General features: G+C 58.5%; 24 protein-coding genes and 1 tRNA gene. 16 read left to right on the top strand and 9 right to left on the bottom strand.

All coding sequences use genetic code 11. The features are described from left to right. Positions 1-224 precede the first annotated feature (224 nt). Positions 225-872, top strand: coding sequence for an OB-fold putative lipoprotein (locus K4043_RS03985; protein ID WP_265308281.1), 648 nt, complete (start codon positions 225-227; stop codon positions 870-872). Positions 873-970: 98 nt separating this feature from the next. On the opposite strand, the gene K4043_RS03980 is transcribed toward K4043_RS03985, so the two are convergent. Further along, positions 971-1,552 (bottom strand): NAD(P)H-dependent oxidoreductase, encoded by a 582-nt coding sequence (locus tag K4043_RS03980; protein ID WP_265308280.1) that lies wholly within the window; start codon positions 1,550-1,552, stop codon positions 971-973. Between the two features lie 126 nt (positions 1,553-1,678). On the opposite strand from K4043_RS03980, the gene K4043_RS03975 reads away from it, so the two are divergent. The 3 genes from K4043_RS03975 to K4043_RS03965 all read left to right on the top strand — a co-directional run bounded on the left by K4043_RS03975 (position 1,679) and on the right by K4043_RS03965 (position 4,375). Next, positions 1,679-2,671, top strand: coding sequence for a LysR substrate-binding domain-containing protein (locus tag K4043_RS03975; protein ID WP_019184298.1), 993 nt, complete (start codon positions 1,679-1,681; stop codon positions 2,669-2,671). 73 nt (positions 2,672-2,744) lie between these two features. Next, positions 2,745-2,834, top strand: a tRNA-Ser gene (locus K4043_RS03970). Positions 2,835-2,920: 86 nt separating this feature from the next. Further along, complete coding sequence (locus tag K4043_RS03965; protein ID WP_265308279.1) at positions 2,921-4,375, top strand: site-specific integrase; 1,455 nt, start codon at positions 2,921-2,923, stop codon at positions 4,373-4,375. A 379-nt stretch (positions 4,376-4,754) separates the two neighbouring features. On the opposite strand, the gene K4043_RS03960 is transcribed toward K4043_RS03965, so the two are convergent. Further along, positions 4,755-5,030: a hypothetical protein gene (locus tag K4043_RS03960; protein WP_265308278.1), complete on the bottom strand. Its 276-nt coding sequence runs from the start codon at positions 5,028-5,030 to the stop codon at positions 4,755-4,757. Between the two features lie 303 nt (positions 5,031-5,333). Between K4043_RS03960 and K4043_RS03955 the strand changes: the two genes are divergently transcribed. The 4 genes from K4043_RS03955 (at position 5,334) to K4043_RS03940 (ending at position 8,295) form a co-directional block, all read left to right on the top strand. Then, on the top strand, positions 5,334-6,416 hold the full coding sequence (locus K4043_RS03955) for an ankyrin repeat domain-containing protein (RefSeq protein ID WP_265308277.1): 1,083 nt from the start codon (positions 5,334-5,336) through the stop codon (positions 6,414-6,416). A gap of 66 nt (positions 6,417-6,482) precedes the next feature. Further along, positions 6,483-7,151, top strand: a complete 669-nt coding sequence (locus K4043_RS03950; protein WP_265308276.1) for a hypothetical protein — start codon at positions 6,483-6,485, stop codon at positions 7,149-7,151. Between the two features lie 88 nt (positions 7,152-7,239). Then, entirely contained in the window at positions 7,240-7,473 is a 234-nt protein-coding gene (locus K4043_RS03945) for a hypothetical protein (protein WP_265308275.1), read from the top strand. A 159-nt stretch (positions 7,474-7,632) separates the two neighbouring features. Further along, on the top strand, positions 7,633-8,295 hold the full coding sequence (locus K4043_RS03940; protein WP_265308274.1) for a hypothetical protein: 663 nt from the start codon (positions 7,633-7,635) through the stop codon (positions 8,293-8,295). A gap of 188 nt (positions 8,296-8,483) precedes the next feature. On the opposite strand, the gene K4043_RS03935 is transcribed toward K4043_RS03940, so the two are convergent. Beyond that, positions 8,484-9,434 carry a DUF6216 family protein gene (locus K4043_RS03935; RefSeq protein ID WP_265308273.1) on the bottom strand — a complete coding sequence of 317 codons (951 nt, stop codon included), beginning with the start codon at positions 9,432-9,434 and terminating at the stop codon, positions 8,484-8,486. 363 nt (positions 9,435-9,797) lie between these two features. Between K4043_RS03935 and K4043_RS03930 the strand changes: the two genes are divergently transcribed. Then, the gene (locus K4043_RS03930; protein WP_265308272.1) at positions 9,798-10,412 is read left to right on the top strand and encodes a hypothetical protein; all 615 of its coding nucleotides are present in this window, start codon (positions 9,798-9,800) and stop codon (positions 10,410-10,412) included. 39 nt (positions 10,413-10,451) lie between these two features. Here the strand turns inward: K4043_RS03930 and K4043_RS03925 are convergent, their stop codons facing one another. Both K4043_RS03925 and K4043_RS03920 read right to left on the bottom strand, forming a co-directional pair. Further along, entirely contained in the window at positions 10,452-10,940 is a 489-nt protein-coding gene (locus K4043_RS03925; RefSeq protein WP_265308271.1) for a hypothetical protein, read from the bottom strand. A gap of 1 nt (position 10,941) precedes the next feature. Further along, positions 10,942-11,955, bottom strand: a complete 1,014-nt coding sequence (locus tag K4043_RS03920; protein ID WP_265308270.1) for a toll/interleukin-1 receptor domain-containing protein — start codon at positions 11,953-11,955, stop codon at positions 10,942-10,944. Positions 11,956-12,121: 166 nt separating this feature from the next. On the opposite strand from K4043_RS03920, the gene K4043_RS03915 reads away from it, so the two are divergent. Beyond that, a complete protein-coding gene (locus K4043_RS03915; protein ID WP_265308269.1) occupies positions 12,122-12,454 on the top strand; it encodes a GrlR family regulatory protein in 333 nt (110 codons plus the stop codon). An 804-nt stretch (positions 12,455-13,258) separates the two neighbouring features. On the opposite strand, the gene K4043_RS03910 is transcribed toward K4043_RS03915, so the two are convergent. Further along, the gene (locus K4043_RS03910; protein ID WP_049429742.1) at positions 13,259-14,200 is read right to left on the bottom strand and encodes a LysR substrate-binding domain-containing protein; all 942 of its coding nucleotides are present in this window, start codon (positions 14,198-14,200) and stop codon (positions 13,259-13,261) included. A 127-nt stretch (positions 14,201-14,327) separates the two neighbouring features. Here K4043_RS03910 and K4043_RS03905 point away from each other — a divergent pair, with 127 nt between their 5' ends. The 4 genes from K4043_RS03905 to K4043_RS03890 all read left to right on the top strand — a co-directional run bounded on the left by K4043_RS03905 (position 14,328) and on the right by K4043_RS03890 (position 17,364). Next, the gene (locus tag K4043_RS03905) at positions 14,328-14,888 is read left to right on the top strand and encodes a hypothetical protein (protein WP_049429741.1); all 561 of its coding nucleotides are present in this window, start codon (positions 14,328-14,330) and stop codon (positions 14,886-14,888) included. Beyond that, a complete protein-coding gene (locus tag K4043_RS03900) occupies positions 14,881-15,207 on the top strand; it encodes a hypothetical protein (RefSeq protein WP_049429740.1) in 327 nt (108 codons plus the stop codon). The genes K4043_RS03905 and K4043_RS03900 overlap by 8 nt, the downstream gene beginning before the upstream one ends. Positions 15,208-15,216: 9 nt before the next feature. Further along, entirely contained in the window at positions 15,217-16,068 is an 852-nt protein-coding gene (locus K4043_RS03895; protein WP_265308268.1) for an MBL fold metallo-hydrolase, read from the top strand. 138 nt (positions 16,069-16,206) lie between these two features. Next, a complete protein-coding gene (locus K4043_RS03890) occupies positions 16,207-17,364 on the top strand; it encodes an SMEK domain-containing protein (RefSeq protein WP_265308267.1) in 1,158 nt (385 codons plus the stop codon). Positions 17,365-17,570: 206 nt separating this feature from the next. On the opposite strand, the gene K4043_RS03885 is transcribed toward K4043_RS03890, so the two are convergent. Then, positions 17,571-18,476 (bottom strand): LysR family transcriptional regulator, encoded by a 906-nt coding sequence (locus tag K4043_RS03885; RefSeq protein WP_265308266.1) that lies wholly within the window; start codon positions 18,474-18,476, stop codon positions 17,571-17,573. Positions 18,477-18,616: 140 nt separating this feature from the next. Here K4043_RS03885 and K4043_RS03880 point away from each other — a divergent pair, with 140 nt between their 5' ends. Both K4043_RS03880 and K4043_RS03875 read left to right on the top strand, forming a co-directional pair. Continuing rightward, complete coding sequence (locus K4043_RS03880) at positions 18,617-20,011, top strand: amidohydrolase family protein (RefSeq protein WP_265308265.1); 1,395 nt, start codon at positions 18,617-18,619, stop codon at positions 20,009-20,011. Between the two features lie 8 nt (positions 20,012-20,019). Further along, entirely contained in the window at positions 20,020-20,499 is a 480-nt protein-coding gene (locus tag K4043_RS03875; protein ID WP_265308264.1) for a DMT family transporter, read from the top strand. Between the two features lie 890 nt (positions 20,500-21,389). On the opposite strand, the gene K4043_RS03870 is transcribed toward K4043_RS03875, so the two are convergent. Further along, positions 21,390-22,472: a DUF3800 domain-containing protein gene (locus K4043_RS03870; RefSeq protein ID WP_049429735.1), complete on the bottom strand. Its 1,083-nt coding sequence runs from the start codon at positions 22,470-22,472 to the stop codon at positions 21,390-21,392. A 74-nt stretch (positions 22,473-22,546) separates the two neighbouring features. Further along, a complete protein-coding gene (locus tag K4043_RS03865) occupies positions 22,547-23,938 on the bottom strand; it encodes a site-specific integrase (protein WP_265308263.1) in 1,392 nt (463 codons plus the stop codon). Positions 23,939-24,390 lie beyond the last annotated feature (452 nt).

The following is a 24,390-nucleotide window of genomic DNA, read 5'->3' as shown; positions in this document are numbered from 1 at the left end:
TCACGCATGTCGGATATTGCAGCGATGCGATGTAGGCGAAGTGACCAGTCGTGACGCGTAGCGCGACGCGATCTCCAACAACCGCCGCGTGGACGACGCGGCATGGCGCCAGCACGCGTCAGGCGATCGGCTGGGTCGGCAGGATGAGATGTGATCGGTGCCCATTTCCGGCGCCACAGAGCAGACAGGCTGAGCGCTGATATCCACTTCCTACAGGACGCCCCGTGAACAAAGCGGCCGCACCCCTCCCATCCTCCAATCCCGCCGGAATCGCCGCATGGCTGATGCTGGGCATCGCCTGGTTGTGCTTCCTGATCCCGTTCCCTGGGCTGGGCATCGTTGTTGGCTGGCCACTCAATCTGGTGGCCTTCATTCTTGCGGTCGTTGCGATGGCCAAGGGAGGCGCAGGCAAGGGAATTGTCCAGCTTCTGCTGTCGTTGATCGTGTCGCCGCTGGTGTACTTCATGGGGGTCGTGGTCTTCGCGGGCGCCATCGGAGCGATGAGCCAGCCATCTGCCGAGATCCGTGCTGACCCGGACAGCGCAACCGAAACGGCTACAGCGCAGGCCGCTGCCGTGGAAGTTGCGGCGCGCCAGCTGTATCTGGACTACCAGGCCAATGAGGTCGCGGCGGACGTGCTCTACAAGGGCAAGCCACTGCTGATCGCCGGCGAAGTAGCGATGATCCAGACGGATCTGCTGGATCAACCGCAGGTCCACCTGAAAGCCGGACCTATCGAGCAGGTCACGATTTCCGGCCTCTCCAAAGACGAGGCGGCAGGGCTCAGCAAGGGCGACGCCGTGATTGTGGCCTGCATGGGCAACGGCATGGTGCTGGGCTCGCCGGTCACGCGGGACTGTGCGCTTCAGTAAGGCGGGCCGTTGAAAAAAAGATGGCCCCGAAAGGGGCCATCAGTGCCACATCCACACCGTCACGACGAGGGGGAGGGAACGGTGTGGGTCGCGGCGGCTCAGGCCGCAGCGAGTGCTTCCGGCTGCGGGAGCGCGGCCAGGGCCTGCGCAATCGCGTCGGTGCGGTGCTGCGGCGAATAGGCAATGCCCTCGGCGCGCACGAACTCGACGTTGTCGATGCCGAAGAAGGCGAACACCTGGCGCAGGTACGGATCCTGGAAGTCGGTCGGCGCGCCGGTATGCAGGCCGCCGCGGCTGCTGGCCACGATCACGCGCTTGCCGCCGGCCAGGCCCACCGGGCCATTCTCGGTGTACTTGAAGGTGCGCCCGGCCACGGCCAGGCGGTCGATCCACGCCTTGAGGGTGGAGGCGACGCTGAAGTTGTACATTGGGGAGCCGATGACAACCACGTCCGCGGCCAGGAACTGTTCCAGAACCTGCTCGGCGTCGGCCACTTCGGCCGGGTCGGACTGGGCCAGGGAGGAGCTGCGCAGGTGGGCCACGGGCTGGGCGTCGAGGTCGCGGTAGCTCACTTCCAGGCCCGGCACCTGGTCGCGCCACTGCTGGACCACGGCGGCGGAGAGCTGGCGGGAAACCGAGTTGTCGCCAAGCACACTGGCGTCGATGTGAAGAAGCTTCATGGCAATCACCTGTTATCTGGGGAGGGGCGGGGCAAGGCGCCGCCGACGAAGAACAGGTTAGGTTGTTGCTTGATTGGAATAAAGGTGGTTGAATACCACGTATTGTTCTATATCTGGAACTTCGGTATGCAAGACCTCAACGACCTCTACTACTTCGCCATGGTGGTGGATCATGGTGGCTTCGCCGCAGCAGAACGCGCGCTCGGCATCCCCAAATCCCGCCTGAGCCGCCGTATCAGCCAGCTGGAAACCGACCTGGGCGTCCGCCTGCTGCAGCGCTCCACGCGCCGCTTCGCGGTGACCGACGTCGGCACCAGCGTGCATCGCCACGCGCAGACCATGCTCGCCGAGGCCCAGGCCGCGCGTGAGGTGGTGGATCGCCTCAGCGCCGAGCCGCGCGGCCTGGTGCGCGCCAGCGTGCCGGTCTCGCTGGCGCAGATGCAGCTGCCCAAGCTGCTGCCGATCTTCTTGGCGCAGTACCCCAAGGTGCGGCTGCAGCTGAACATCAGCAACCGGCGCGTGGACATCATCAACGAAGGCTACGACGTCGCCCTGCGTGTGCGCTCGCGCCTGGATGACGATGGCAGCCTGGTGATGCGCAGCTTCGGCCAGGTGCAGGAACTTCTGGTCGCCAGCCCGAAATACCTCGACCGCGCCGGCCGCCCGAAAGACCCGGACGAGCTGACCAATCACGTCACCCTGAGCATCAGCGAAGACGAAGCCCGTCAGCGCTGGGAACTGCACGGCCCCGAGGGCGCGGTCCGCCGCGTGGACCTGCAGCCGCGCGTGGCCGGCTTCGACTTCCCGCTGCTGCAGAGCATGGTCAAGGACGGCTTCGGTATCACCATGCTGCCGGAGACCGTCTGTGCCGACGCCGTGCGCAACGGGGAACTGGAAGTCGTCCTGCCGGACTGGTCGTTGCCGCAGGGCATCTGCCACGCCGTGTTCGCCTCCCGCCGCGGCCTGCTGCCGGCCGTGCGCGTGTTCATCGACTTCCTGGCCGAACACCTGCCGCCGCAGCTGGAGGCCTCGCGTCTGGATTGCGGTGGGGCGTGCGAGCGGGCCAAGGAGAAGATCAAGGCCAGTGCCTTGGGGGCGTTGGCGGTGGATGCGGGGTGAGCCGCCCGGGTCTTGGGTAAACCGGGCCTCTCATGCGAGAATGCGGCCCCGGCCAAGCGCCGGACCGCACACCGGAGAGATGGCCGAGCGGTTTAAGGCACCGGTCTTGAAAACCGGCGAAGGGTCATTCCTTCCGTGGGTTCGAATCCCACTCTCTCCGCCAATGTTCATCTAAGTTGTTGATTTTATTTAACTTATTTCGAGCATGCAGGTCTGCCAGCGGGACACAGATCGGGACACATCTCCCGAATGCGCATCCCCCATAACCTGATCCGCACCGCCTCAGGCACCTATGCCTTTCGTCAGCGCGTGCCCAGCGATTTGCAAGTCGTCATCGGCCGTAAGCTCATCAAGCAAACGCTTCGAACCTCAAATATGGCATCTGCCAGGCTTCGCGCGATTGTCTTGGCATCAGGCTATGCTCACGCCTACAACCTGCTGAGGGACCAGCGAGTGGACCGCCTTAGTAAAAAAGACTTGGACGCCCTCGTTGACCGCCTAAGCAGCGGCGGAGATCGGCGCGATCTGACGCTTCATCGAACGCAGGCTGCGGACGGCACCATCACGGAATGCTGGCAGATCGACAGCGAAGACGATGTTCGTCTGTTCCGCCAAGCGCAGAGCTTCGCGACCGCGGCAGAGGTGGCGGCCATCGGCATGCTCGACCCCGAGCCGCAGCCCGTCCGAAGCACCCGGCCTCAGGTCAGCGAGACGATCTCATTGGAAAAGGCGCGCGACGCGTGGTTGGCGAGCATCAAGCCGCGGACCCTGACTAAAACCTACACGATTAAGAAAGCCGCAGTGGAGTCGCTCGTCGCATTCCTGGGGCCTAAGTCAAAGCTCCACACCGTCGCAAGGCCCGACCTCGCGCGCTGGTATCAACATCTTCGTGACGGTGGGGCCTCCACGCCGACGCTGACGAACAAGCAGAGTTATGTCGGTGGGAAAGCGGGCTTCTTCGACTGGGCCATCGCGTCCGGTTACTACCCGACGGGTGACAATCCCGCGAAAGGCCATGTGAGCTATTCGCTGCGTGAGAAGCGCGCTCGGCGGAAGCTTGGCTTCAAGGCGTACGACCGTGATCAGATCCAAACGATCTTCTCGCCGAGCAATTTCGACAAGCTCTCAGAGAACGCCCGATGGGCTTCGCTCCTTGGGCTCTACACAGGCGCCCGAGCCTCGGAAGTGGGTCAGCTCTTGATTGCCGACATCGTGTTGGAAGGAAAGCTCCCTTGCATTCGAATTTCTGACGAGGGCGAGAACCAAAAAGTCAAAACGGAGGTCAGCCTTCGGACAGTTCCTCTGCATCCAGATTTCCTGGCACTGGGCTTCATGGAGTGGGTTGCAACGCGCAAAGCGGCAGGGCACAAGCGTTTGTTCCCCCAGGCAAAGGGCGATGCGCTGAACGGCCAGGGAAACTGGATCACCAAAGCGTTTAGCCGGCATCTGGCGACGTTTGGCAAGGATTGGCCAAAGGCGAAGCGCGGCTTTCATTCCTTGCGAAAGACCTTCATCCAAGAGCTGCAATCACTCGGTGTGGCATCCGAGCTGCGCGCTCAGATCGTGGGACATGAGCTCGATGACGAGCATCACGCCACTTACAGCCGCGCATTCACGGCTAAAGAAAAGCTCACCGGAATGGGCAAGCACTCACCGGGAATCGCTTCTCTGAGCTATGGCCTGAAACTCCTCCCTTTTAATTGACCATGTGATTTTCGAAAGATCTAGACGCGAGTGATGGCGCGAAAATTCACGGCAGGTATCGGAGCTGACGTGTGATAGAGTCAGCTCTGAATGGAATGATCTTCATTAAGAGATAAAACTCATGTCTCCGATAGGCAAAGGTAGGTTCCCGCCAACTGGCGAAAGAAAGCCAACCCCAGCTGTGATAGTCCCGCCCAAGGGTTCCTCAACGCCTTGTCCTCCAGGCTGGGAGGGTTTCCAAGAGGATCGTGATTTTGTGGTCTACAGCAACACACAGCCGCCGGTGATGCTAGGTAGAGCTGGAACGCTCGAAGCGGCCCAATCCATTGCAAGCCGTTACGACCCTGATTAGGTTGCAGATAGCCGTACTGATTGATGGTTAGTTTTGATCTTCGTTAGGAACATTCTTTGCCGGGCTACTAATAAGTCCAAATGCTCCGGGAACGCGTTGGCCGCCGTCTGCAGGCCATCGAACATTTGCAATGTCTACGTCCTGTACGCGCGGGAAGTTTGCCGGGGAAAAGTTGTATATATTCGATTGCCAGTGTTCGATGCAAACTGCTGTTGCCTGGTCGGCATCAACTTTGGCCTGCTCAGGGGGAAGTCTGCTCAGTGCAGCCAAGAAAGCTCTGTTCCAAAATTCTTCGATACTCATAGCTGGTGTGCCAGATCAAGGTGGCACTCAGAAATAACGGCGTCCGAGAATTTGTCAAGAGGCGAATATCAAAGGTTTGGGTTGCATGCCACAAGCCGGTTCTTGCCGATTACGAAAGGCTCAACAAGTCGACGTAAGGGATGTATCGACGGGAACGGCGATCGTGTTGGGGCTGTGGCCACTTTCGAGAGGATGAATGGGACAGCCCACGACGCCCTCAGGAGGAGTTCTTGAGCTATCTCAGTAAAGGATCTCCTCCTCTGTAAGTATTGACGAAGTCAATATTGGCGATACGTTGGAAGGATGAGCAGCAAGAACAGAGAACAGTTCTTTCGAGGACTTAAGAGAGCGATCCATGAGGGCGATTTAGGCACGATCGTATCTCTCTGCGAGAAGCAACAGGATGTAGACGAGGCGGCTCGAAATGCCATTGTCTTGGCGATCAGATTGGATCGTGACGATATTATTGAGCAACTGCTGCCGCTGCTGACGGGCTCCTGGCAGAGCGAACCATTGAATGAGGCGGCTAAAGCAGGCAAAACGGCGTGTGTGGAAATGCTCAGCCCGCTCTGCAACGTCGAAAGCGGAGATGCACTTATCCTCGCAGCGAGACATGGGCATGTTGATACCGTCAGGCTGCTTATGCGCTCTTGCAGCCCTTTAGAGGGCGACTCCCAAGCGCTATATGAGGCCTCGCTTCATGGACATGCCGATGTCGTTTTACAATTGGTTTTGTTCTCGAATGCTAAGGCCAGGGGCAGTCGAGCACTGATCGCTGCTTGCAGGGCAGGTCATCTGGAAGTGGTCAGGCACCTTCTACCGTTCTCGTCCAAGATCCAATGCGCGCAGCGGGGACTTGAAGCTGCGGCAGAGCATAATCATGAGGCCGTTATCAAGTTCCTCATCGGCGCCGGACTTCCCGATCCAGAGGACACTTACTCCTTAGGGTTGAACATTGCAGCTGCTAGGGGGCACGCCCCGTTGGTCCGAACTCTGCTTTGGGCTATTGTCCGGACCGGCTTTACCCCACGCGACTTCGGCCAGGAGGCCTTATTCGTTGCAGCCAAGAACGGTCATGCGGAGGTGGTGAAGTCGGTAATGGAATTTTCGCATAAAACTGCTTATCCCGAAGCGGCCCTATACGCTGCATTGCGCGGTGCACACGATGAGGTGGCCGATTTATTGGTTCGTCGGGTCAGTCTGGACCACGTGCGTGAACTGATTTCAGACGAGGACGTTGAGGTGAGGCTCGATCGATCAATCGCAAGGGCTGGTGCCGCGGCGCAGAAGAAAGAACTGCGATTCAACGAGAAGAGTCGGGAAAGAGAGTGTGACGCGGCGGCGGGAGGCCTGCCCCAAAAGCCCCATCCTGCGCGCAGACTGTGATGCGACCTTTAAGGCATAATTTGCGTGGATTCAGAGTGGTGTTGGGTCCGGGGAGGGCTCGAACTAATGACACTGATTAGCAATCAAGACAGCTTGGAAGAGGGGTTCATTCGCTCTGCCTTAGAGATCATCGCCAACCCCGGGAGAAGGTCGGCCATCGTGGCGCGGTCAGACCATCAAACGGTCCGTCAGCTGTTGGATCAGGCGCCAAGCAGCACGCGCTTCACGCAGTCAATGGCTGAGTTCTACTTGACCATCCCGCGGCGGCAATTTGAAGCTCTAAAGCGCGCACATTCCAACCCGTTCGCGCAGAGTGTGGGTCGTCCGAAAATGATCAGCAAAGCCGAGCTTTTGACTTGGTTCGGCCGCGTGAATAAGTCTGTGCATGCCATTGCAGGCGAACTGGAAGGACGTCTTGGCAGAACGCCCAACGGAACTCCCTTTATCGTGATGCGCGACAAACATAAGAAGGTCAATCGCATCATCTCGCATGCCGGCATCACAACCCTGGATCTAGACGCGATTGAAGAGGCTTTTGCACACGGCGCGAAGATCGCGGCGCTTGGCGTTGGTCAAGCATTGACTCTGCCGTGGGCTGACCTTGCCGAGAAGCGCCTATGGCGACAAGCCTATCGAATCCATATCGACCGAGCTCATGCAGAAATGGTAGCGCTCTTGGATAGGCAGGAGCTCGATGAAGCAACGGTCATATCGCCTGAATCGATCGTCAGCTAGTCGGTACGGGTTCGTACTCGATGGTCCAAGCAACTCACTGTAACTTTGTTTCCGAAGCCGAGCAGGGTGCTCGGTAAGGAGAAGTCCCATGAAGTACGAAGTCGAGTTCAATGGTCTGGCGCAGTGCGCGCACTATTTGGAAGTCGAAGCTGACAGCCCGGAAGACGCCTTGAGGATGGCCAAGGAGGCGGTCCTGTCGGATGCGTCATTTGCCATCGAGGAGTGGGTTAATGAGCCCACGATCGAGAGCTTGAGCGAAGAAGGCATGCTCATCGCAAGCAACTACGAGTTGGATATCGCGAACGTGGAAGACTACGAATGACGGAGAGGGCTCTTACCCGCATCGGTCCCAAGGGTTGAGTTGAAAGCCTTTGCCGTGCATGTCCTCGCGTTGCGGCTCTCTTTTTCCGGCAGGTCGCAGCTTTCAGGAGGGCGCTGCAGCACACGTTGACAGTTAAGGACGTTAAGTTAACGTGGATGAATGGATCAAGCTTCGAATTCCGACAGATCGGCGACTCCGTCTGATCTTGAGCAAGGCCAAGACGAGGAACAACGCCGCCGTCTGTTGATTGCAGTGGTGAGGGGCGACTGTTGTGCTGTGAGGCTGGTGCTGGGATCCCTGTCGGACGGACGGGGCGCGCAGCACGCGTTGAGAGTAGCGGCTGGCTTGGGTCATGCTGATATAGCTTCGTTGATCATTCAATGTGCTCTTCCCGATGCTGCCGATGCCCTGGACGGGGCGTTGGCGGCAGCGATCAAAGACGGTCAGGCTGCGACCATCCGCCAGTTGTTCTTGGAGGCATCTCGATTCGCCCAGCCACCCGCGTTGGTGAAGTCTCTCTATGCCGCAGGAAGCGCCGGCGCGATGGAAATCGTAGATGAGATCATGTCGGCGCATCGCCCGCCCAACAAAGTTCTTCTTGCAATCTTTCAGGTTGCGGTAGCGAAGAAGAGGTGGCCTATGGCAGTTCATCTGTTCGATGGCGGCGACGCCAGGTTGTTTGATCGGCGGATCACGGAGACTGATCGCAGCTGCATGGACGCATATCGGGCACTTCGGCGGTCTGATGCTGTCCGGGAAGAGTTGGATCTGTGCACCAAGCCTCAGGCGGTAAGGCATAGGTTGCCACAGCGGAGAATTTGAACGCGTCTCAGTAGACGCGCACGCAGGGGCTGCCAGTGCTCTTGCGGCGAGGCTCAGAGGCTAACGCTTCCTACATCTGCCTGACTCCCCGATCGCTGGCAGTGCTTTCCAGGCGCGCTGAAGTGAGGCCACACGCTCCCATTTCGGGAGCGCGACGAGCACCCCACAGCCACTTGGGCTGCCTTGAATCAGCGCCCGCGACGAGCACCTGTGGCGGGCGGCTTACGGGGGGGCGTTCTGATTCCAACTCGCCAATCGAGCCAAGCTCCGAGCTTCAGCAGCATGACGAGCTTATAGCGGCCTTTCCCGGAGGGCGTGTCGATCTGCGCCGAAGACTGCGGCAATGAACGAGCAAGAGCGCGGATGGCAAAAGAGCGCCTTAGTCCGTCGAAAAGCATGAGGCAGGTCCACGCCAGAAACGCTGAGGCAAACAGGAAGGTAAGCCGCTGCTCGCGAACCGATGTCATGAGTTCCGCGGACGTCCTCGGGTCTGCCCAGATGCCGCAGAGGATATTTGGGTCGGCTGGACGAAATCCATCCGCGCCTTGGTCTTCGTACTTTGCTCTTGAGGGATCCGTGCAGGACGCCACGGAGAAGATCGGGCGCTTTCCTGAGAGGGTAGGCTTGGCAATCTGCGCTTGGTCCTTCCCGAGCCAAAGCCAAGTTCCGGTGGTATTGAGTGAGATGAGTAACCTCTGCTCGGTTGCACCTAGGGCCAGGATCAACGTGACCCAGAAGCACGCAAAGAGCATGAGACCGCAAAGTGCAACACTGACGCCGCGCGGGCGTTTCTTTTCGATGACCGTAAAGTTATCAAGATCGAACGCACTGCCTGCCAAGCCAACTAGGTCAAGCGGCACGTTACGCGCTTGTGCCTTCCCGATGATCTTCTTAGCATCCACCAGCGTTCGGGCAGGAATTCCGTAAGTGAGCCGAAAAACCGCAAGAGCAGAGTAGTCCGAGAGATTTTTCTTAACGAAAGGGTCCTGGATGTCGTCCCGGCTAATGAACAACCTCAGCAAACGATTGTTCAATGGGTGCAGCGAACCGGCTCGCCAGCAAATATGTAGCGCTGCCGCGACTAACCCAAGCACCGAAAACCACTCTGGTGCTCCAGAGTAAATACTATCCCAATTCATCCTAACGTCCTGTTTGTTCTGCGATTGGAAGGCTTTAGCTCCTCCCGCTATCGGCACAGGCCAGGCGGAACTTTAGATCGTTTTCGGGGAGGCGACTGGGGGCGTGGACCGCGGTGGCCCGGAGAAGGCGATCGTCTTGGCTAGCGTTTTGTGCATGAGAAAGAGCTTGCCATAGGCCTATGTCCGCCTTTGGCCTTTTCACTTTGGTTCCCCCAGATGAGTGCTTTCTCAACGTGCTCTTCCACGGGTTTAAGTTGGTCGCCAACCGCGCTGATACTACCTAGTAAGAGGACGGAGGCGGATCCGGGTGGACAGCTAAGTTAGCTGGGCGATAGTCTCCGTCTTTTGATCAGTGGCGATCCTATGAGCATTCTCAATGTGTTGCTGCGCCCCGACCAACTCCTTGTTGCGGTCGATACGTGGGCCGAGGACGCGCTGACGCATAAGTCATCAGTGGGCGCCAAGCTGCTGCTGATCCCGCAGCACAACCTGGTGCTGGCCAGTCGCGGCTCCGCCCAGTTTTTCTTGAAGATCTACGAACTCTGCCTTCAAGCCAGCTTCCGTGCCGACTTCACCATGGAGCAGCTCATGGCCGAGCTGGGATTGGTCATGGACCATCTTTGGCCGGACTATGTTCGGGGGGCAGCGGAAGCGGGCATTGCTCGGGACATCTTGCATAGTGAGCTTGTTTTGGGCGGCTGGTCGCCGAAGAACAGCCGGATGATGGCAACGGCCTATGCCAAGGATGTGGGTGATGGTCCGGCACGGGTGCAGCCATTGGAAGGCGGCGTTGCGTCACCTGGGGAGCCACTGCGCGGGCGGCAAGATAGCTTCGAGCTCGGGGCCGTACTTGAAGCCGGCCGGCTGCAAATGGCCTACCTCAACGAGAGCGTGGGTCGGACCGTTGCTGGGGGGCGCCTGGTAGTCGCCGATCTTCGTAAGGGGCAAGCGACCATCACCGATTTGGCGGAGCTGTAGTGCCGCCTTATCGCTCAACCCGGGATTTATGGAGTTCGTTTACCGAGAGGATCCAGGCTGCGCATCAGGGCTCTGTCCGATCTGCCAAAGAACCCGCTTTTCGTATCCGCTGCCGAGAACGACCTGCCACTTTGCGAATCCGGCGGAAAGGTCTCCCGTCGGAGGTAGGTCGCTCTCAAGGACAATGGCATCGAAGCCACCGAACCCTTGAGCTTTCGCCCTCGCGTAGAGGGATGTTCCCTCTCTGACTGGGTTGCCAGGCAAAGCGCGGGAATAGTCTGCGCTGAACACGCTCGTCTCATCGATTTCGATGCGAACTGCAGGAAATACCAGTCCAATCCAGCCGTTCGCACCGTCTGCCTCGAACCAAGTGAACTGGTGGCTACCAGTCAGGATCAGGACAGCTGTGTTGCCCAACTTGGAAGTGCCGATGAGCAGGGCCTCTTCTGAGCTGTGCCTCGGGAGGATGACCGAAAGAGCGGCGCAGGAACTCGCACTGGCTACCGTGAACTCGCTGGTCGATATCATCTCAGCGCCTGTGTGGATGGTTGCTACGGCTTTGAAGGGGGCCAATGAGCTGTTCCCAGAGCAGCTCGGCCGCACCCTCTTGCGTCAGCTTTTGACCCCGACTCGACCCATACGCGGACATGCCCATGCTGGTGAGGAACAGGGATTGATCATCGCAGTCAACCGATAGTGATTCGTTGTAAGAGTTGCTATCAAGCGTCTCCCCTTGAATGTAGTTGATGCCCCCGAGCATTCCCCCCAGGTAGATCGTTGCCCGAGCTACGTCGTTCCCCTCGTGGTAAATCGTGGAGAAGAAGCGGTTGGCGTCGATTCGACGGAACGAGCCTTCGTAGGCCGGGTTGCGTTCTTGGAGTTCGTCGAGCGAGTTCTCGAAGTGCTTCGCGATGTATTCGAAGGTCTCTGCCTTGAACTTATCTTTGTCCCGCTGAGTGAAGGCCTTGGCGAGACGCAAATTGCTCGACCTCGGGCCATGCTTGCCTTGAGCGCTGCTTTCAGTGCTAGCGGTGCCGGCTGTGACTGGAGAGGCCTGTGCCAAGGGTTTGTTGAACGCAACTGGCTTGATCTGTTTGGCCGCGCGCTGTCTGGCGGCAGCTCGAACGGCTTGGGCCACATCCAAAAATGCTTCGTCGATATCCGCCCATTTTTTCACGGGTTTGCCATCCTTCGGGGTCGCCATTAGCTTCCCAAAAGGTGCGTGGTGCCAGTCGCAGGCTCTGAGGATGACGGGGATGACGGTTGCCTCACCGAGTTCATGCCGTTCCAGGGCCCGGGTCATCTCCTTGTCATAACAGTAGTCCGACGCAATGAAGTCCGGACTTACAAGAAGAAGGATGATTTCATCGCTATTGATGTGCTCATCGATCGTCTTATCGATTTCCTGGCCGGCATTGATGCGGCGGTCATGCCAGGTCTCAATGATCCCTTGGCGCCTGAGCATTGATAGCTGCTTTTCTAGCTGGTCGCGGAGGTCTTCATCTGTATGGCAATAGGAAAAGAAGACGGTGGGCAAGGTCATGCTCCTCTACGTGCTGGGCGAAGACTCGTGAACTCGATTCTATCCAAAGCGGGGATTTCGGGTCATTGGACTGCTCGATGTGCCTTTCAGTATGGCTGGTGGCAGTCGCGGCTTGTGAGACTGAGCAGTGATCTGATTGCTTTTCCTACCCAGTGGAGGCGCGGCAATGAAAGACGGCATTTACCATGTTCGTTTCTCGTCGAACATGCAGGGAGTGGGCGAAGGCATCGCTGTATTTAAAGGTGGCAGCGTCAACGGCGGTGATTCCGGATACACGTATTCAGGATCCAAGCAGGGCGACGGCGCTGGGTTTACGGCCGAGCTGACCATCAAGCGCTGGGATCCGGGCTCCGAATCCGTGTTTGGCGGGCTCGACCAGTTCGAACTCGAGTTCCGGGGCGATGCCACGGAAGCCGGCTTTAGTGCAAAGGGCAGCATCGTCGGGCGCTCTGAAGCCACCTTGGTAGTGGAAGGGCGCTACTTGACCCCTGCGCTCTGAGCGACACCAACGAGAAAGCCCCCAACCTGAGGGCCTTCTTTGATCTGCCGGAGCTGCTTCGAATTGGATCGCTGTGCCACGAGCGACAGAAGCGTGTGCTTCGTTAGTGGCGAGCATCCGTATTGTCAGTCATTTCGTTCAGCATCAAGCCGGTGATCGATCGGGTGTTTTCCTTCTCTGAAGCGCCTGCTGCGTTCGAGCGGCTTCAGGAAGGGCCATTCGGGAAGGTGGTCGTTCGGATTGCATGACCGTGTGACGCCGATCAGCCAGTGGAAGTTGGCCGGTCCCGACTTCTTTATTGTAGGTGACGTCGCGAATGTGCCCTGGAATTGAGGCGATGAGAGGCAGGCTGCCAATGTGGAAAGCTGTATCCTCACAAGTGCGTTCGGATGAAGCCGGCCGTACAGGACACGCCAAACGCTCAGTAGTTTACGCCGCTTAATCCGCGTTTTAACCGTCAGTGATCTGAGGAGCGCAAGTGATGGCAATCAAGCCTGGCCCCAAGCCTATCGCCAAGTCAACTGGCAAGCCCGATCAGCGTAGAAGGGATAACAAAGCTACGCCGGGAAACACAGACGCCCTTAAGCCTCACAAGCATAAGAAGGGTAGTTGAGCCTGCCGCTCAACCAGTCAGTGTGCGTTCGTTTCGCTTACGCGCGCCCGGCCAGTGGTCGGGCGCGCTTAACGATCCGCGGGCAGCGCTTTGGACCAGGTGTTCCAAGGCACTGGCTGGGATCTTCAACCCCGTTGCGGAGTATTCCCAACCAGGACCGCTACTGGCCTATAGCTGATTGGTAGCGATATTCACGAATGTCCTGCGAGCGCCCTGGTTGCTTGTCCGTCAAGTCCGCTTTCCGTCCGAGCCGTGCGGGCCTCCTCCAGCAACCAGTGCGAAAATGCTAGTAGTGGGCCCGTAGTTAACCCGATTGGCTCTGGCAGCACTAAACAGAACGTCTTGGACACCGCCTCGCCTTGCGGCCATGGCGCCACCAGCTGCCCTTGCACGAGCTCTGCCTCCACATAGAGGCGAGGCACCAGGGCGACCCCGAGGCCTGCAAGCGCTGCTTCAATCAACATCGCATGAAGGTCGTAGCGTGCACCCACCGCTGGGTTGGTGAGGGGTATCCCTGAGGCCTTCGCGTAGCGCCGCCAAGCATCGGGGCTCTGTCGTCGGTGTAGCCGCGGCAGTTGGTCCAGTAAGACGCGAGCCTCTGCGCCTTTGATGAGCGCGGGATGGCACACCGGCACCAGCACTTCCTGCAGCAGCGGGTAAGTGCGCATACCCGCCCAGGCTGGGTGCTCGAAGTGCACGGCTGCGTCGAATCCACTGCCGGCAAGCGCGAACGGGTCAGTGCGCTCGCAAAGGTGCACGGTGATGTTCGGATGCGCGCGGCTAAACGCGGGCAGGCGAGGGATAAGCCATCGCAACGCGAAGGTGGGCGTTACGGCAATGTCCAGGCTTGCAGCGTCCTTCGGTTGGCCCATCAGGTATTGGCTGTCCCGGTCCAAGCGGTCCAGCGACTCGCGGACTTGGGCGGCGTATCGCTCGCCATTGGGCAGCAGGCGGACGCGATTGCCGACCCGCTCAAATAGGGGGACCCCCAGGAAGGATTCCAGCCTGCCGATCTGGCGGCTGATGGCCCCCTCGGTGAGGGAAAGCTCTTCCGCTGCCCGCGCAAAGCTGCCGTGGCGGGCGGCGGCCTCGAAGGCGGTCAGGGAGGTGCTGCTGGGAATCTTCCTGCGCATGGGGATTCAGCGTGATCTTTTGTCACTGAAGCATACCGAAACGTCGATTTGATGTGGGCTAATGTAGGGCTAGCATGACGGGACATCAACAAGGGCAACGCGCACAAGCCGGCCCAGGAGTGTTCCCATGATCTACACCGTCGAATGCAGCTATTCCGACTCCGCCAGCGAGGAGCAATGGAACGATTTCTACAGCCTGCACAAACTGCCTGCGCTCATTTCCGTGCGGGGATTCCACACCTCGCAGCGCTTCAGGGCATGTGGTGCAGCGTGCCCGACCTACCTTGCCCTTCACTCGATAGACGGCATGGAGGTCCTGCAGGGGGACGAGTATGCCCGGAAGGGAGGGGGCAACTTCGCACGCTGGCAGCAGCACATCACCGACTGGCATCGCAACCTATACAGTGGCTTGGATCGGGCCCCCGCCGTCGAACAGGGCGATTACCTACTGGTGAGTCGCGTCGGCCCTGAGCCGCTCATTGAGATGGGGACTGCATTCGAGGCCTTGCATGCGGTTGCGCTCGATCACGCGCCAGCAGCGCTCTGGCTTTCGAGCGTCCCGGCCGGGCAAGTCCCGGTCGTGGAGTCCCTTCCTGGCGGTGTGCACGCTTATACGCCCATGACAGCACAACTCAAGTGCTTGTCCGAGGCAGGCCGGTCAGGGGCGGAGCCGCACCCAAATGCCTAGGCTCTCGATCTACTTCACCGAGGAGCGGATGCCGGCGAAGGACAGTCTGGACGCGCTCACTGAGCGATGCGCGGTGCTGTTCGCGGACGTGCTTGGTGCTGCGTTGGACAATGTCCACATCCTTTACCTGGTTGCGCGTCAGGGGCGGGGCCATCCGGCGTCTGCGGAAATGGCCTACCGACTGGGTCCGGAGAGGACGCCCGAGCTCATGGACGAATTCATGCGGCAGCTCGATCTGGCCATCCAAGACCATGCAGGGCTGACGGCGCGCATCCGTTGCTTTGGCTACGCCAATGATTCCCTTCACGCGCGAAACTGACGAGCGGCCATGAACGCATCCATCATTGAACGGGCTCTGCCCACCCTCCAGATCGGTGACTTCCTGATCCAAGCGATCAGCGATGGCCATCTGACCGCCAGTCTGGATCTGCTCTCCCACATCGATCCGGCCGAGGCCGAGCAGCTACAGCTGAAGGCCGGGGTCAGCGACCCGTCCTCGATCCACGTCAACACCTACCTGGTGCGGGGGAAGGGCCGCACGATCCTCATCGACGCCGGTGCCGGGGGGATCAAGGGCTGGGGAGGGGAGTTGAGGGGCAATCTATTGCGAGCCAGTGTGCAGCCCACGGATGTGGATACGATCTTGCTCACGCATGCGCATCCTGATCATGTTGGCGGTCTACTCGATGCTCAAGGTCACCCCGTCTTCCCCAATGCGGAGCTGCTCATACACCCACGCGAGCTGTCCTTCTGGGAGGACGACGGCAACCTTGCCCGCAGCAATGATCGTGCCCGGGGCAACTTCCTGCTCGCACGGCAGGTGTTCGCCGGATATCGCCGCAACTTGCGCTTGTTGGCCGAGGGCGATGTACTGCCCGGTATCAGTATGGTTCCGCTTTCAGGCCATACGCCAGGGCACACCGGCTATCGGGTGGAATCGGAGGGCCGCAGTGCGTTGATCTGGGGTGACATCGTGCATTTTCCCCACATCCAAATTGCCCGGCCCCACGTATCCATCGCATTCGACCAGGATCCGCAGCGGGCTGCGGCGGCCCGTTCTGCGCTTTTGGATATGGTCAGTGCAGATCAGTTGATGGCGGCCGGCATGCACTTGGGTGAGCTGGGGTTTGTTCGCATTCAGCGCATCGGAAGAGGTTATTCCTTCACATACGCCGGATGAAGAAGGACTGGTTGTTGTAAGGTCTGCGCCGCTCTTGGCCGAAAGCGGCGGCGCCGACGCAAGAGGGCACCACCAGAATGCTAGCGTCCTCTCTCGACCCGTAACGGACACCAGCATTTCAATCCTTTGACCTTATGGATGCTGCGCCAGCTATCAAGTACTCTGCTGCAGAAGATCCAGCCCTACAAGGTAGGCTGGTTGAGTTACGACAGAATTGTAGCCCTGTCACTGAAGAGAGAATCAAGGTGCATTGGAATGATAACTAGGGGTTTCTATATTGGAGAGGTTATCGATGAGCTCTCAGTTGTCGCAGGTCAGGTTTCCATACGCAATAAGCTAGGGCTGACGGACCTATCGACGCTTACTGAGAACTTTTTCCGTGACCTTCTCAATGCAATTCACAGTAGTTCGCTCATCAACCTTAACGAAGAGCGGTCCAACTCGCCTGGCCTCGATCTCGGCGATGACGTATCGGGCCTAGCGATCCAGGTAACAGCCACAGCCAGCGCGACGAAGGTCGAGAAGACACTTGCTAAGATCACCCCCGACCATCAAACGCGATACAAGCGTTTCGTGGTGTTGGTAGTTGGAAAGAAGCAGGGCTCTTACTCCATTGACGAGCAGGCCGCTAAGCGCCTTGGGTTTGCTAAAGAGCGCGACATTTGGGACGTAGATGATCTCGCCCGGCAAATCGTTGCGCTTGACATTGCTCGCCTGGAGGCCGTACACCGGCTGATTCGGAAGGAAGTGGGGAGGCTTAAAGTTGATCTCGAAATCCCGGACGCCGATGGCAAGTACCCCACGAGCGGCTACGATCTCTGGGAGCAGCGAGTTAAGCCAAAAGTAGGTGATGGGAGTGCCTTTCGAACGTTCGTTGCACAATCGGCAGAGGTGAGCGAAGAAGAGATTGAAGCAGATCTGCCTAAGGAGATTAGACTTTTAGCAAAGCGGCTTTCCCGGCTGCCTCGAGTCACACGTGAGTTCTTAGTCATGCTCCTCACGCGCCAGACAAATCGGGATTCAGGGCGGTTCCATCCGCCGTGGATGACGTTACTGTACGACACAGTCAAGCGCGAGTTTCGGGGTGACGATTTAGATGGTGAACTCGGAATCCTCGAGGAAGAGGGGTTCGTTGAAGTGCGGGTTGAGGATCGTCACGAGAATGGTCCGCCTGAGATCGGCGTCCGGTTCCCAAGTAAGTGCGAGGATCTATCGCACTCCCTGCTGAGCTTCATAGATGAAAAGGGCCTCAGCCTGCGCACAGTGATTGGTGAGGTGGACTTCTCTGCTTTTTAATTGCGAGAGGTCTGCGCCGTGCTCTTCGATTGTTGAATCAGTCGTCGCACCGAATGTCCGCTTCTGGCCGGAAGCGGACATGTTGGCCAGCGGTGGCGTCCGGGAGGCATCTGTCTGAGGGATTCGCTCGCTAAAGTAGTCCACCTGAGCGACACAGGCTCGACATCGCCTCGGGATATCTGGACCCTGACGGCTGAGTTCGCGATCTATGCCTTCTCGCTCTTGGCGGAGAAAAGCTCTGTAGCCCAAGCGGTGAATGCTTGGACGATGGGCGATCCATAACGGTGATGCGGATACAGGATCGACACCGGCACCGACGGCGGACGCCACTGCCGCAGCACCTCGACCAAGCTGCCATCCTGCAACTGCTTCTCCACCAATACGCGTTGCAACTGTGCCAAGCCGTATCCCTGCATGCACAGCTTGATGTAGAGCTCGGTCTCATTCACGGCGACCGAGCCGTCAATGGGTACCACCCGTCGCTTCCCATCGACAGAGAAGAGCAGGTTGCCGCCGCCCCTCGAACCATGGGAAAAATGGTGGACCGCGCGGTGGCCGGCGAGGTCTTCAAGTGATTGCGGGACGCCATATCTCTCCAGATAGCGTGGCGCGACGCAGGTGATCCAACTGAAGTTTCCCAGCGGCCGGGCCACGAGGCTGGAGTCTTCCAGCGGCCCAGTCCGGATCACGCAGTCCACGCCTTCCTGGACGAGGTCGACCGGTCGGTCACCCACGCCGATCATCAGATAGATCTCGGGATACTGGCGGCGGAAACTCTCCAGATTCGGAAGGATCACCGCGTGCGCGATGCCGCCCGGCATGTCGATCCTCAACCGCCCCCGTAGGTCCTTTGGTGCGGGCTTCAGGCCGGTCTCCGCCTGTTCGATCAGGTTGAGGATCTCGCGGCACTGGGCGTAGTAGCGTTCGCCGTCCGAGGTGGGGCTGACGCTGCGCGTTGTCCGGTTGAGCAGGCGGACTCGCAGGTGTTTTTCCAAGCCCTTGATCAGACCTGTGACGGTAGACGGAGGCAGGGCGAGGGCCTCGGCGGCACGCACGAAGCTCTTGGCGTCCACCACGCGCACGTAGACCTGCATTGCGAGGATTCGGTCCATTTCGCTCACCCCCCTTGGGCTGACGGCACGTTCGATCCAGATTATGCCGATTTTACAAATAATAAAACCGGCAAATTCGGCTTTTTCGCACGGAAAGACGGCAATAGAGTGCCTGCATTCCAGAAGCCGAGCCTTCCTCAATGAGCACCTACTCGCGAGACATCCTTCAGCATTCCGCCTCTACTACCGAAAAGACGCTTATCCGAGGCGCAACCATCATCAGCATGGACCCGGACGTGGGCAACCTTGTGCGGGGGGACATCCTGGTCAGGGGACGCACCATTACTGCGGTTGGCGAACACCTGAGCGCAGAGGACGCCGTTGTCATCGACGCCAAAGACATGATCGCCATTCCGGGCATGGTGGACTCCCACCGCCACGCCTGGGAGGGGCAGCTGCGTCGGATCAACTCCAATGCCGAGACGCTGGAGCACTACTCCAACGCCACGCATTTCTCGTTTGCCAAGCACTACCGGCCGCAGGACATGTATGTGGGCACCCTGCTGTCCGCGCTGGGAGCGATTGATGCGGGCATCACCACGGTGATCGACAATTCCCACAACAGCCGCACGGCCGCGCACTCCGACGCGGCAGTCGACGCGCTGCTCGATGCCCGTATCCGTGCGCTGCATGCATCAGGTGCGCCGGTTTCGGGCACCTGGGACCGTGCACACTGGCCGGGCAACCTTGAACGCCTGCAGGAAAAGTACTTCAAGGACCCGGCCAACGCGTTGGTCACACTGGCCACCATGGCCAACATCGAGCCGGAGCTCTGGGCCGAGGCGCGCCGCCTGGGCATCCCGATCGTCACCGAGTTCTTCGGTGAACAGATGGGCGCCCAGCTCCCCGAGCTGCATGCCCAGGGCCTGCTTGGACCGGACAACATCTTCAACCACTGCACCTGTCTGAAGGATGAGGGCTGGGAAATTCTTCGCGATGCCGGTGTGCACATCAATGTCTGCCCGCGCTCGGACGCGCACTACGGCATCGAAGATGGCATGTTTGCCTGGGATGCGGCGGTCCGGCATGGGCTGCGCCCTGGTTTCAGCGTCGACAACGAGACGTCCTACAGCGGCGACATGTTCATGGAAATGCGCGTGGCCTATTACCTGGAGCGCGTGCTGCGTGTCAACGCACGCCCGCCACGTACTGCTGGCACAAAGCAAGACCCGCTGAATTCCCACCGCCTGCTCGAGGCCGCCACGCTCGATGGTGCGGCTTGCGCAGGGCTGCAGGACAAGATCGGCAGCCTGAAGCCGGGCAAGCAGGCAGACATCGTGCTGTTCCGCACCGGCGACATCAATCTGTATCCGTCCAACAATGCGTTCGGAACGGTGGTGCACGCCGCTGAGCGCAGCAACATCGACACGGTGATGGTCAGTGGCCGCGTGCTGAAGCGGGGTGGCGAGATGTGCGGCCTGGATCTGACCAAGCTGCGCGCTGCGGTGGACGAATCCTGCGAGCACCTGTTCTCTGCAGCCGGCTACGAGCCGGACGTGTTCGGCACGTTCTTCCCCGCACTCGCCCCGAACTGAGGACCACCATGAACAGCTTCGGCGTTTGGGCCTTTCCGTTGGCAATGCTTGCGGGAATGGCCGTCACATTGCAGACAACGCTCAACGGACAGTTGTCCAAAGGCCTGGGTGGCGACCCTGTTGCAGCCGCCATTTTCTCATTCATGGTGGGGCTGTTGTCGCTCACCATCATCGGCCTCGCGCGGGGTAACACGTTGAGCCTGCTTGCAGGCATCCCCGCGCAGCCGGCATGGGTGCTGCTGGGAGGTGTGATGGGGGCATTCGCACTGCTCAGCAACGTAATCCTGGTACCCCGCATTGGCATGGCCGCCCTGGTGGGGCTGGTCATCGCTGGGCAGCTGCTGTCCTCACTCGCCATCGACCATTTTGCGTTACTGGGTTCTGCCCATCGCCCTGTTTCCATCATCAAGCTTGCAGGTGCGCTGATCATGGTGATGGGGCTTGCCATCTCTCTGTTCGGAGAGCGTTGGTCAAGATTGATTGCGTGACGGCGAGATGGCCGACGCAGGCAGGCATCGAGGGGCAACATACAGGCCGCGCTTTCAGACCTCGCCTTGGCCGCAGGTGTCCGCTTTTGGCCGATAGTGGACACGGCGGAGGGGTTAGGGCGCTCCCCATGTCATTCACTCAACCTGCGCCGCCAGAGCTAATTTGTGTGGTCAATAAGCCAGTCAGGCTACGGCGCGCAAAGTCCTCCTGGGACCGTTGCGCTTTGAAGGTTCTTCCTCTTATTTGAGCGTGGCTACTTCCCGATGCTCAATGCAGTAGCTGCCCGAAGCCCGACACCGCTCTGCTTGGCTCGCGGTGACCGTCACCGCGGTCACGTCCAGACCAGTGGAGGCGGCTCGGAGTTGCTGAGCGCGAGGTGGGTAAGCTGCTTGCATACAGCACAGTGGATAGAGGGGACGGACTCTGGCCGCACCTAAGTGTGCGCAATCTGATCGAAGAGGTTCGAAGCAGCGAGATGGAAAGTGCGTTGGTGATCGAACTGTTTAACAAGCGGGGGATTCACACCCGCTCTAGAGACGGAGGGAGGTGATCAGGAGCGAGAGCTCGCAAGAGATGCATCAGACTTGGCGAAAAAATTGCAAGGTAGTTGGCCCCGAACCGCCCAAGTTCTTCGTGAACGCGCCGCGGACTGGATCCGTCATGCAGAATTAGAGGACAAATGGGCTGCCGAGCAAAGGATCAGCCTTTGACGTGTCCTACTCAGGGAGTACCTTTGTTAGTGCCCTGCTTTGCGCAAAGCAAGGAGGTAACTGGGCTGTGTGAAGCAGGGTCGATCTAGCGCCAAGCGAAGCCATTCATATGCTCACTGTGGCTCTGTAGATTAGCCGCGTTGTCCACCTTGGCTGATGGTCGGCAGGGCAAGTGAAGTTCAGGGAAAAATGCATTCCTTCGTCGGAAGAACTTGGTTGATGCCAAGGGGCACGGCAGGGGTGGTCAAGTCAAAGATCTTCTCAAACGCTAGGCGATGGGCATCGCTCGGTTTCCGGCCAGCCTTACGGTCTCGGTAGAAGCGCATGATCAAGCCCGCGATGATGTCGGCGACTTGAACCCCGGCACTTAGCTTCGAGCTGGAAAATTCGAGTTGGGCGCGTTCCACAAAGCGGTAGTCAGCATAGGGGGTGAAAGGTAGCTTTTTCAGTTCTCCGACTCGCTCGGCCTGTTTGAGACTATCCAGCAGAGTGCGCGCATACTGCTGCTGCTCGTCGTGAACAAGCGTGACGTCTGCGAGTTTCCTTGTAAGCACTAAATTGATTCGGGCATAGAGGTTGGCAAGGGATGTCTGGTTCGGGAGCATCCACACTGGCTGCCTGCGCTTTGCGAGATCCGGTGAGGGTAAGAAATCCAGATGTGCCTGCGGGTTGACGTCTCGCGCAATTTTGTAGCGTATTCCCGCGTCAATGACGACTTCCTTTAGAAAGCGCTCTGTATTAGACAGGCTGGCATCAGCCTTAGATATGAGCGGCTTGAGTAGGCGTCCGAAGAACGTCATAAGCGAATGGTCAGTAGGGCTTATGCAAGCTTCGATAAAGCCTTCTAACGCCTCATCGGAAGCCAGCTCGGAAAGCGCGTCTGCCGCTTGATTGCTGAGTAGGTACGCGCCATGCGGCCCTAGGCCTTCATAGTCATGGCGAGCCAGCGTTGCGATCACCATATGCGTACAAAGGTAAAAGCGCTTGTCTACGACTTCGACAAGGATGGGTGCCTTGTTCATGCAGAGCCAGTCGATCAGCTCACTTACGAAAGCTTCATGATGCAAATGCTCAGAAGACTTGAGTTCACCATTTCCGATCCCGTGTCGCTTCCGGAGCGCCATAAGTTCGCGCTCTAGGTCGCCCTGATCTGCAATGCCAACACTAGCTAGGACGAAGTAGGGTTGTCCAGCAAAGTCCAGGTCAGTCCCGGAATTGACTACGTCGCCAGTGTGGCCACTTTCATCGATGTAGAAGCGCATCTGGCGTCCTCGCTAATGGTGTCGCATTGTAATCGTATGCGATAGGAATGGTCTGCGCGCGTCACTAGTCGAGGTTACGGATACATCCTCGCTTCCTTGCCCAATCGTTCCTTGAACTGACCCTTCAGATAGATAGGCAGCGGCGCCGAGGGCTGGTATTGAGCCAGCGCTTCAACCTGGATCTTCCTGATATTGCTGGCCGACTTGTGCACATAATTGTCCTGGAGCACCGGTGCCTTTTTGTTCAGCGAGTGGCCTGTAATCAAGGCGATGTGCTCAACCGGCACTCCTTTGGCATCGAGCTCAGTGGCCAGCGTATGGCGGAACGCATGCGAGCCGATACCTTTGGCAAACCCGACACCTTTTAGGTAGCTGCCAAACTGATTGACGAAGCCTTGACTGTAGCGTCCGGTGACCTTGCCGGTCTTTTTGGAAACGCTGGCGGATAGGTGTGGGAAGAGGCGGGGGTGTCCACAGGCTTTGATGTCAGCCAAGAAATCCATGAAGCCTGCTTGGATCAGGCTGGCGTGGATTGGGACCTTGCGGATCGCGCTCTTGCCCTTGATGCTCTGGCGACTTCGGCGCCCCGTGCTTTGGGCGAGATCCTCATCCACGGTCCTTTGCACAGAGAAGCACCACACGCCGTGGTCTTGAACGATATCAGCCACCTTGAGCTGGGCGATCTCATTGATGCGCGCCCCTGTATACAACGCAATGAGCGGACACCACCAGCGGTGGGGATATTTCTTAGCCCATGGGAGGAATGTCTCGGGGTTGAAGATCTTCTGGACCTCCCCGGTGGAAAGCAGTCGCTCGGGCTCATCTTGATCGATCAGTAGCTCTTCTCGTGCTGGCTTGAACGCATCCATTGGTGAGTGGGGAATGGCGCGGGCTTTGACTAAGGTGTTGAAGAAGGAGGCTAGGAAGCGGCGATGGAGTTCAAGGGTGGAGTTAGCCGGCTGCGGTCGTCCTTGGCTCTGGCCCTGGGCGATCAGTAGTTCAGGAGTTAAGCCCCTACAGGCAGGGTTTGTCATGAAGTCATGAGGCGCCCAGCGCAGCAGACCCCACATCTGATAGATGTGCGTGTGATCGATCCGAGAGGCAGAAGTGTTGCCGGTCACTCGTTGCAAAATGGCAAGCGTCCGTTGGTAGGCATCGATGGTGGTGGTGCGAAGGTTCTGCCGTTCCTTGTCTTTGAGGAAGTCGTCGACCTCTTCTGAAAGAAGCCTGGCGGGGGTGGCTAAGGGCAGGGGCTCCGGATAGCGGGTACCGTTTCGCCGTAATCGGCGGATCTTCTCACTGTGGTCGTAGGTCGCTTGAACCAGATCCTGCAGATGAAGCGCGCCTGCGCGATCTTGAATCACCATATCGCCAAATTCGACGTTGCCGATACGTATGCTGCGGATATAGAGCTGCCCCGTAGGCTTTTGTAGATAGTGATTAAGTTGAGGGTGTTGAAAGTGCATCTACGATCCAATTGCAGAAGGTAGATCTTTGATAAGGTGGCTCAGATTTCTGTCAATCCAAAATCATGGCAAAAATTTCAAGTTCAAGGACGACTTAGGCAATGCAAAAATGTGTCTCGAAAGTTTCGGGAGTTATGAGGTGAGTTTTGTCTTATTCTTTGGCGGAAGGTTATATGCGACATGGCTTCCGCCTGCGCCTGGTCGGTCAAAACCATATATGCGCGTGTAGTGTTTAAAAGTAACAAAAGCCAATTAAGTGAGACTTATATCTCAACGTGAAAATGAATGCAGAATAAATGAGGGGCAATTTGCCTAAAGTAAATTTACTTAAGAAGGCAGTTAGGCAATGTGAAGCTGGCACGCTTCAAGCCGAGCAAAATCTACGGCGCTGACCTTGCGATTTTTAGACAAAACAATCGGCAAAGGCCGGCGGCTGGCGATCTTTCTTGGGT

Source organism: Stenotrophomonas sp. SRS1 (genome assembly GCF_026130205.1).
Lineage (GTDB): Bacteria > Pseudomonadota > Gammaproteobacteria > Xanthomonadales > Xanthomonadaceae > Stenotrophomonas > Stenotrophomonas rhizophila_B.
The sequence above is the reverse complement of the archived record's forward strand: the minus strand, read 5'-3'. Positions and strand labels throughout refer to the sequence as shown.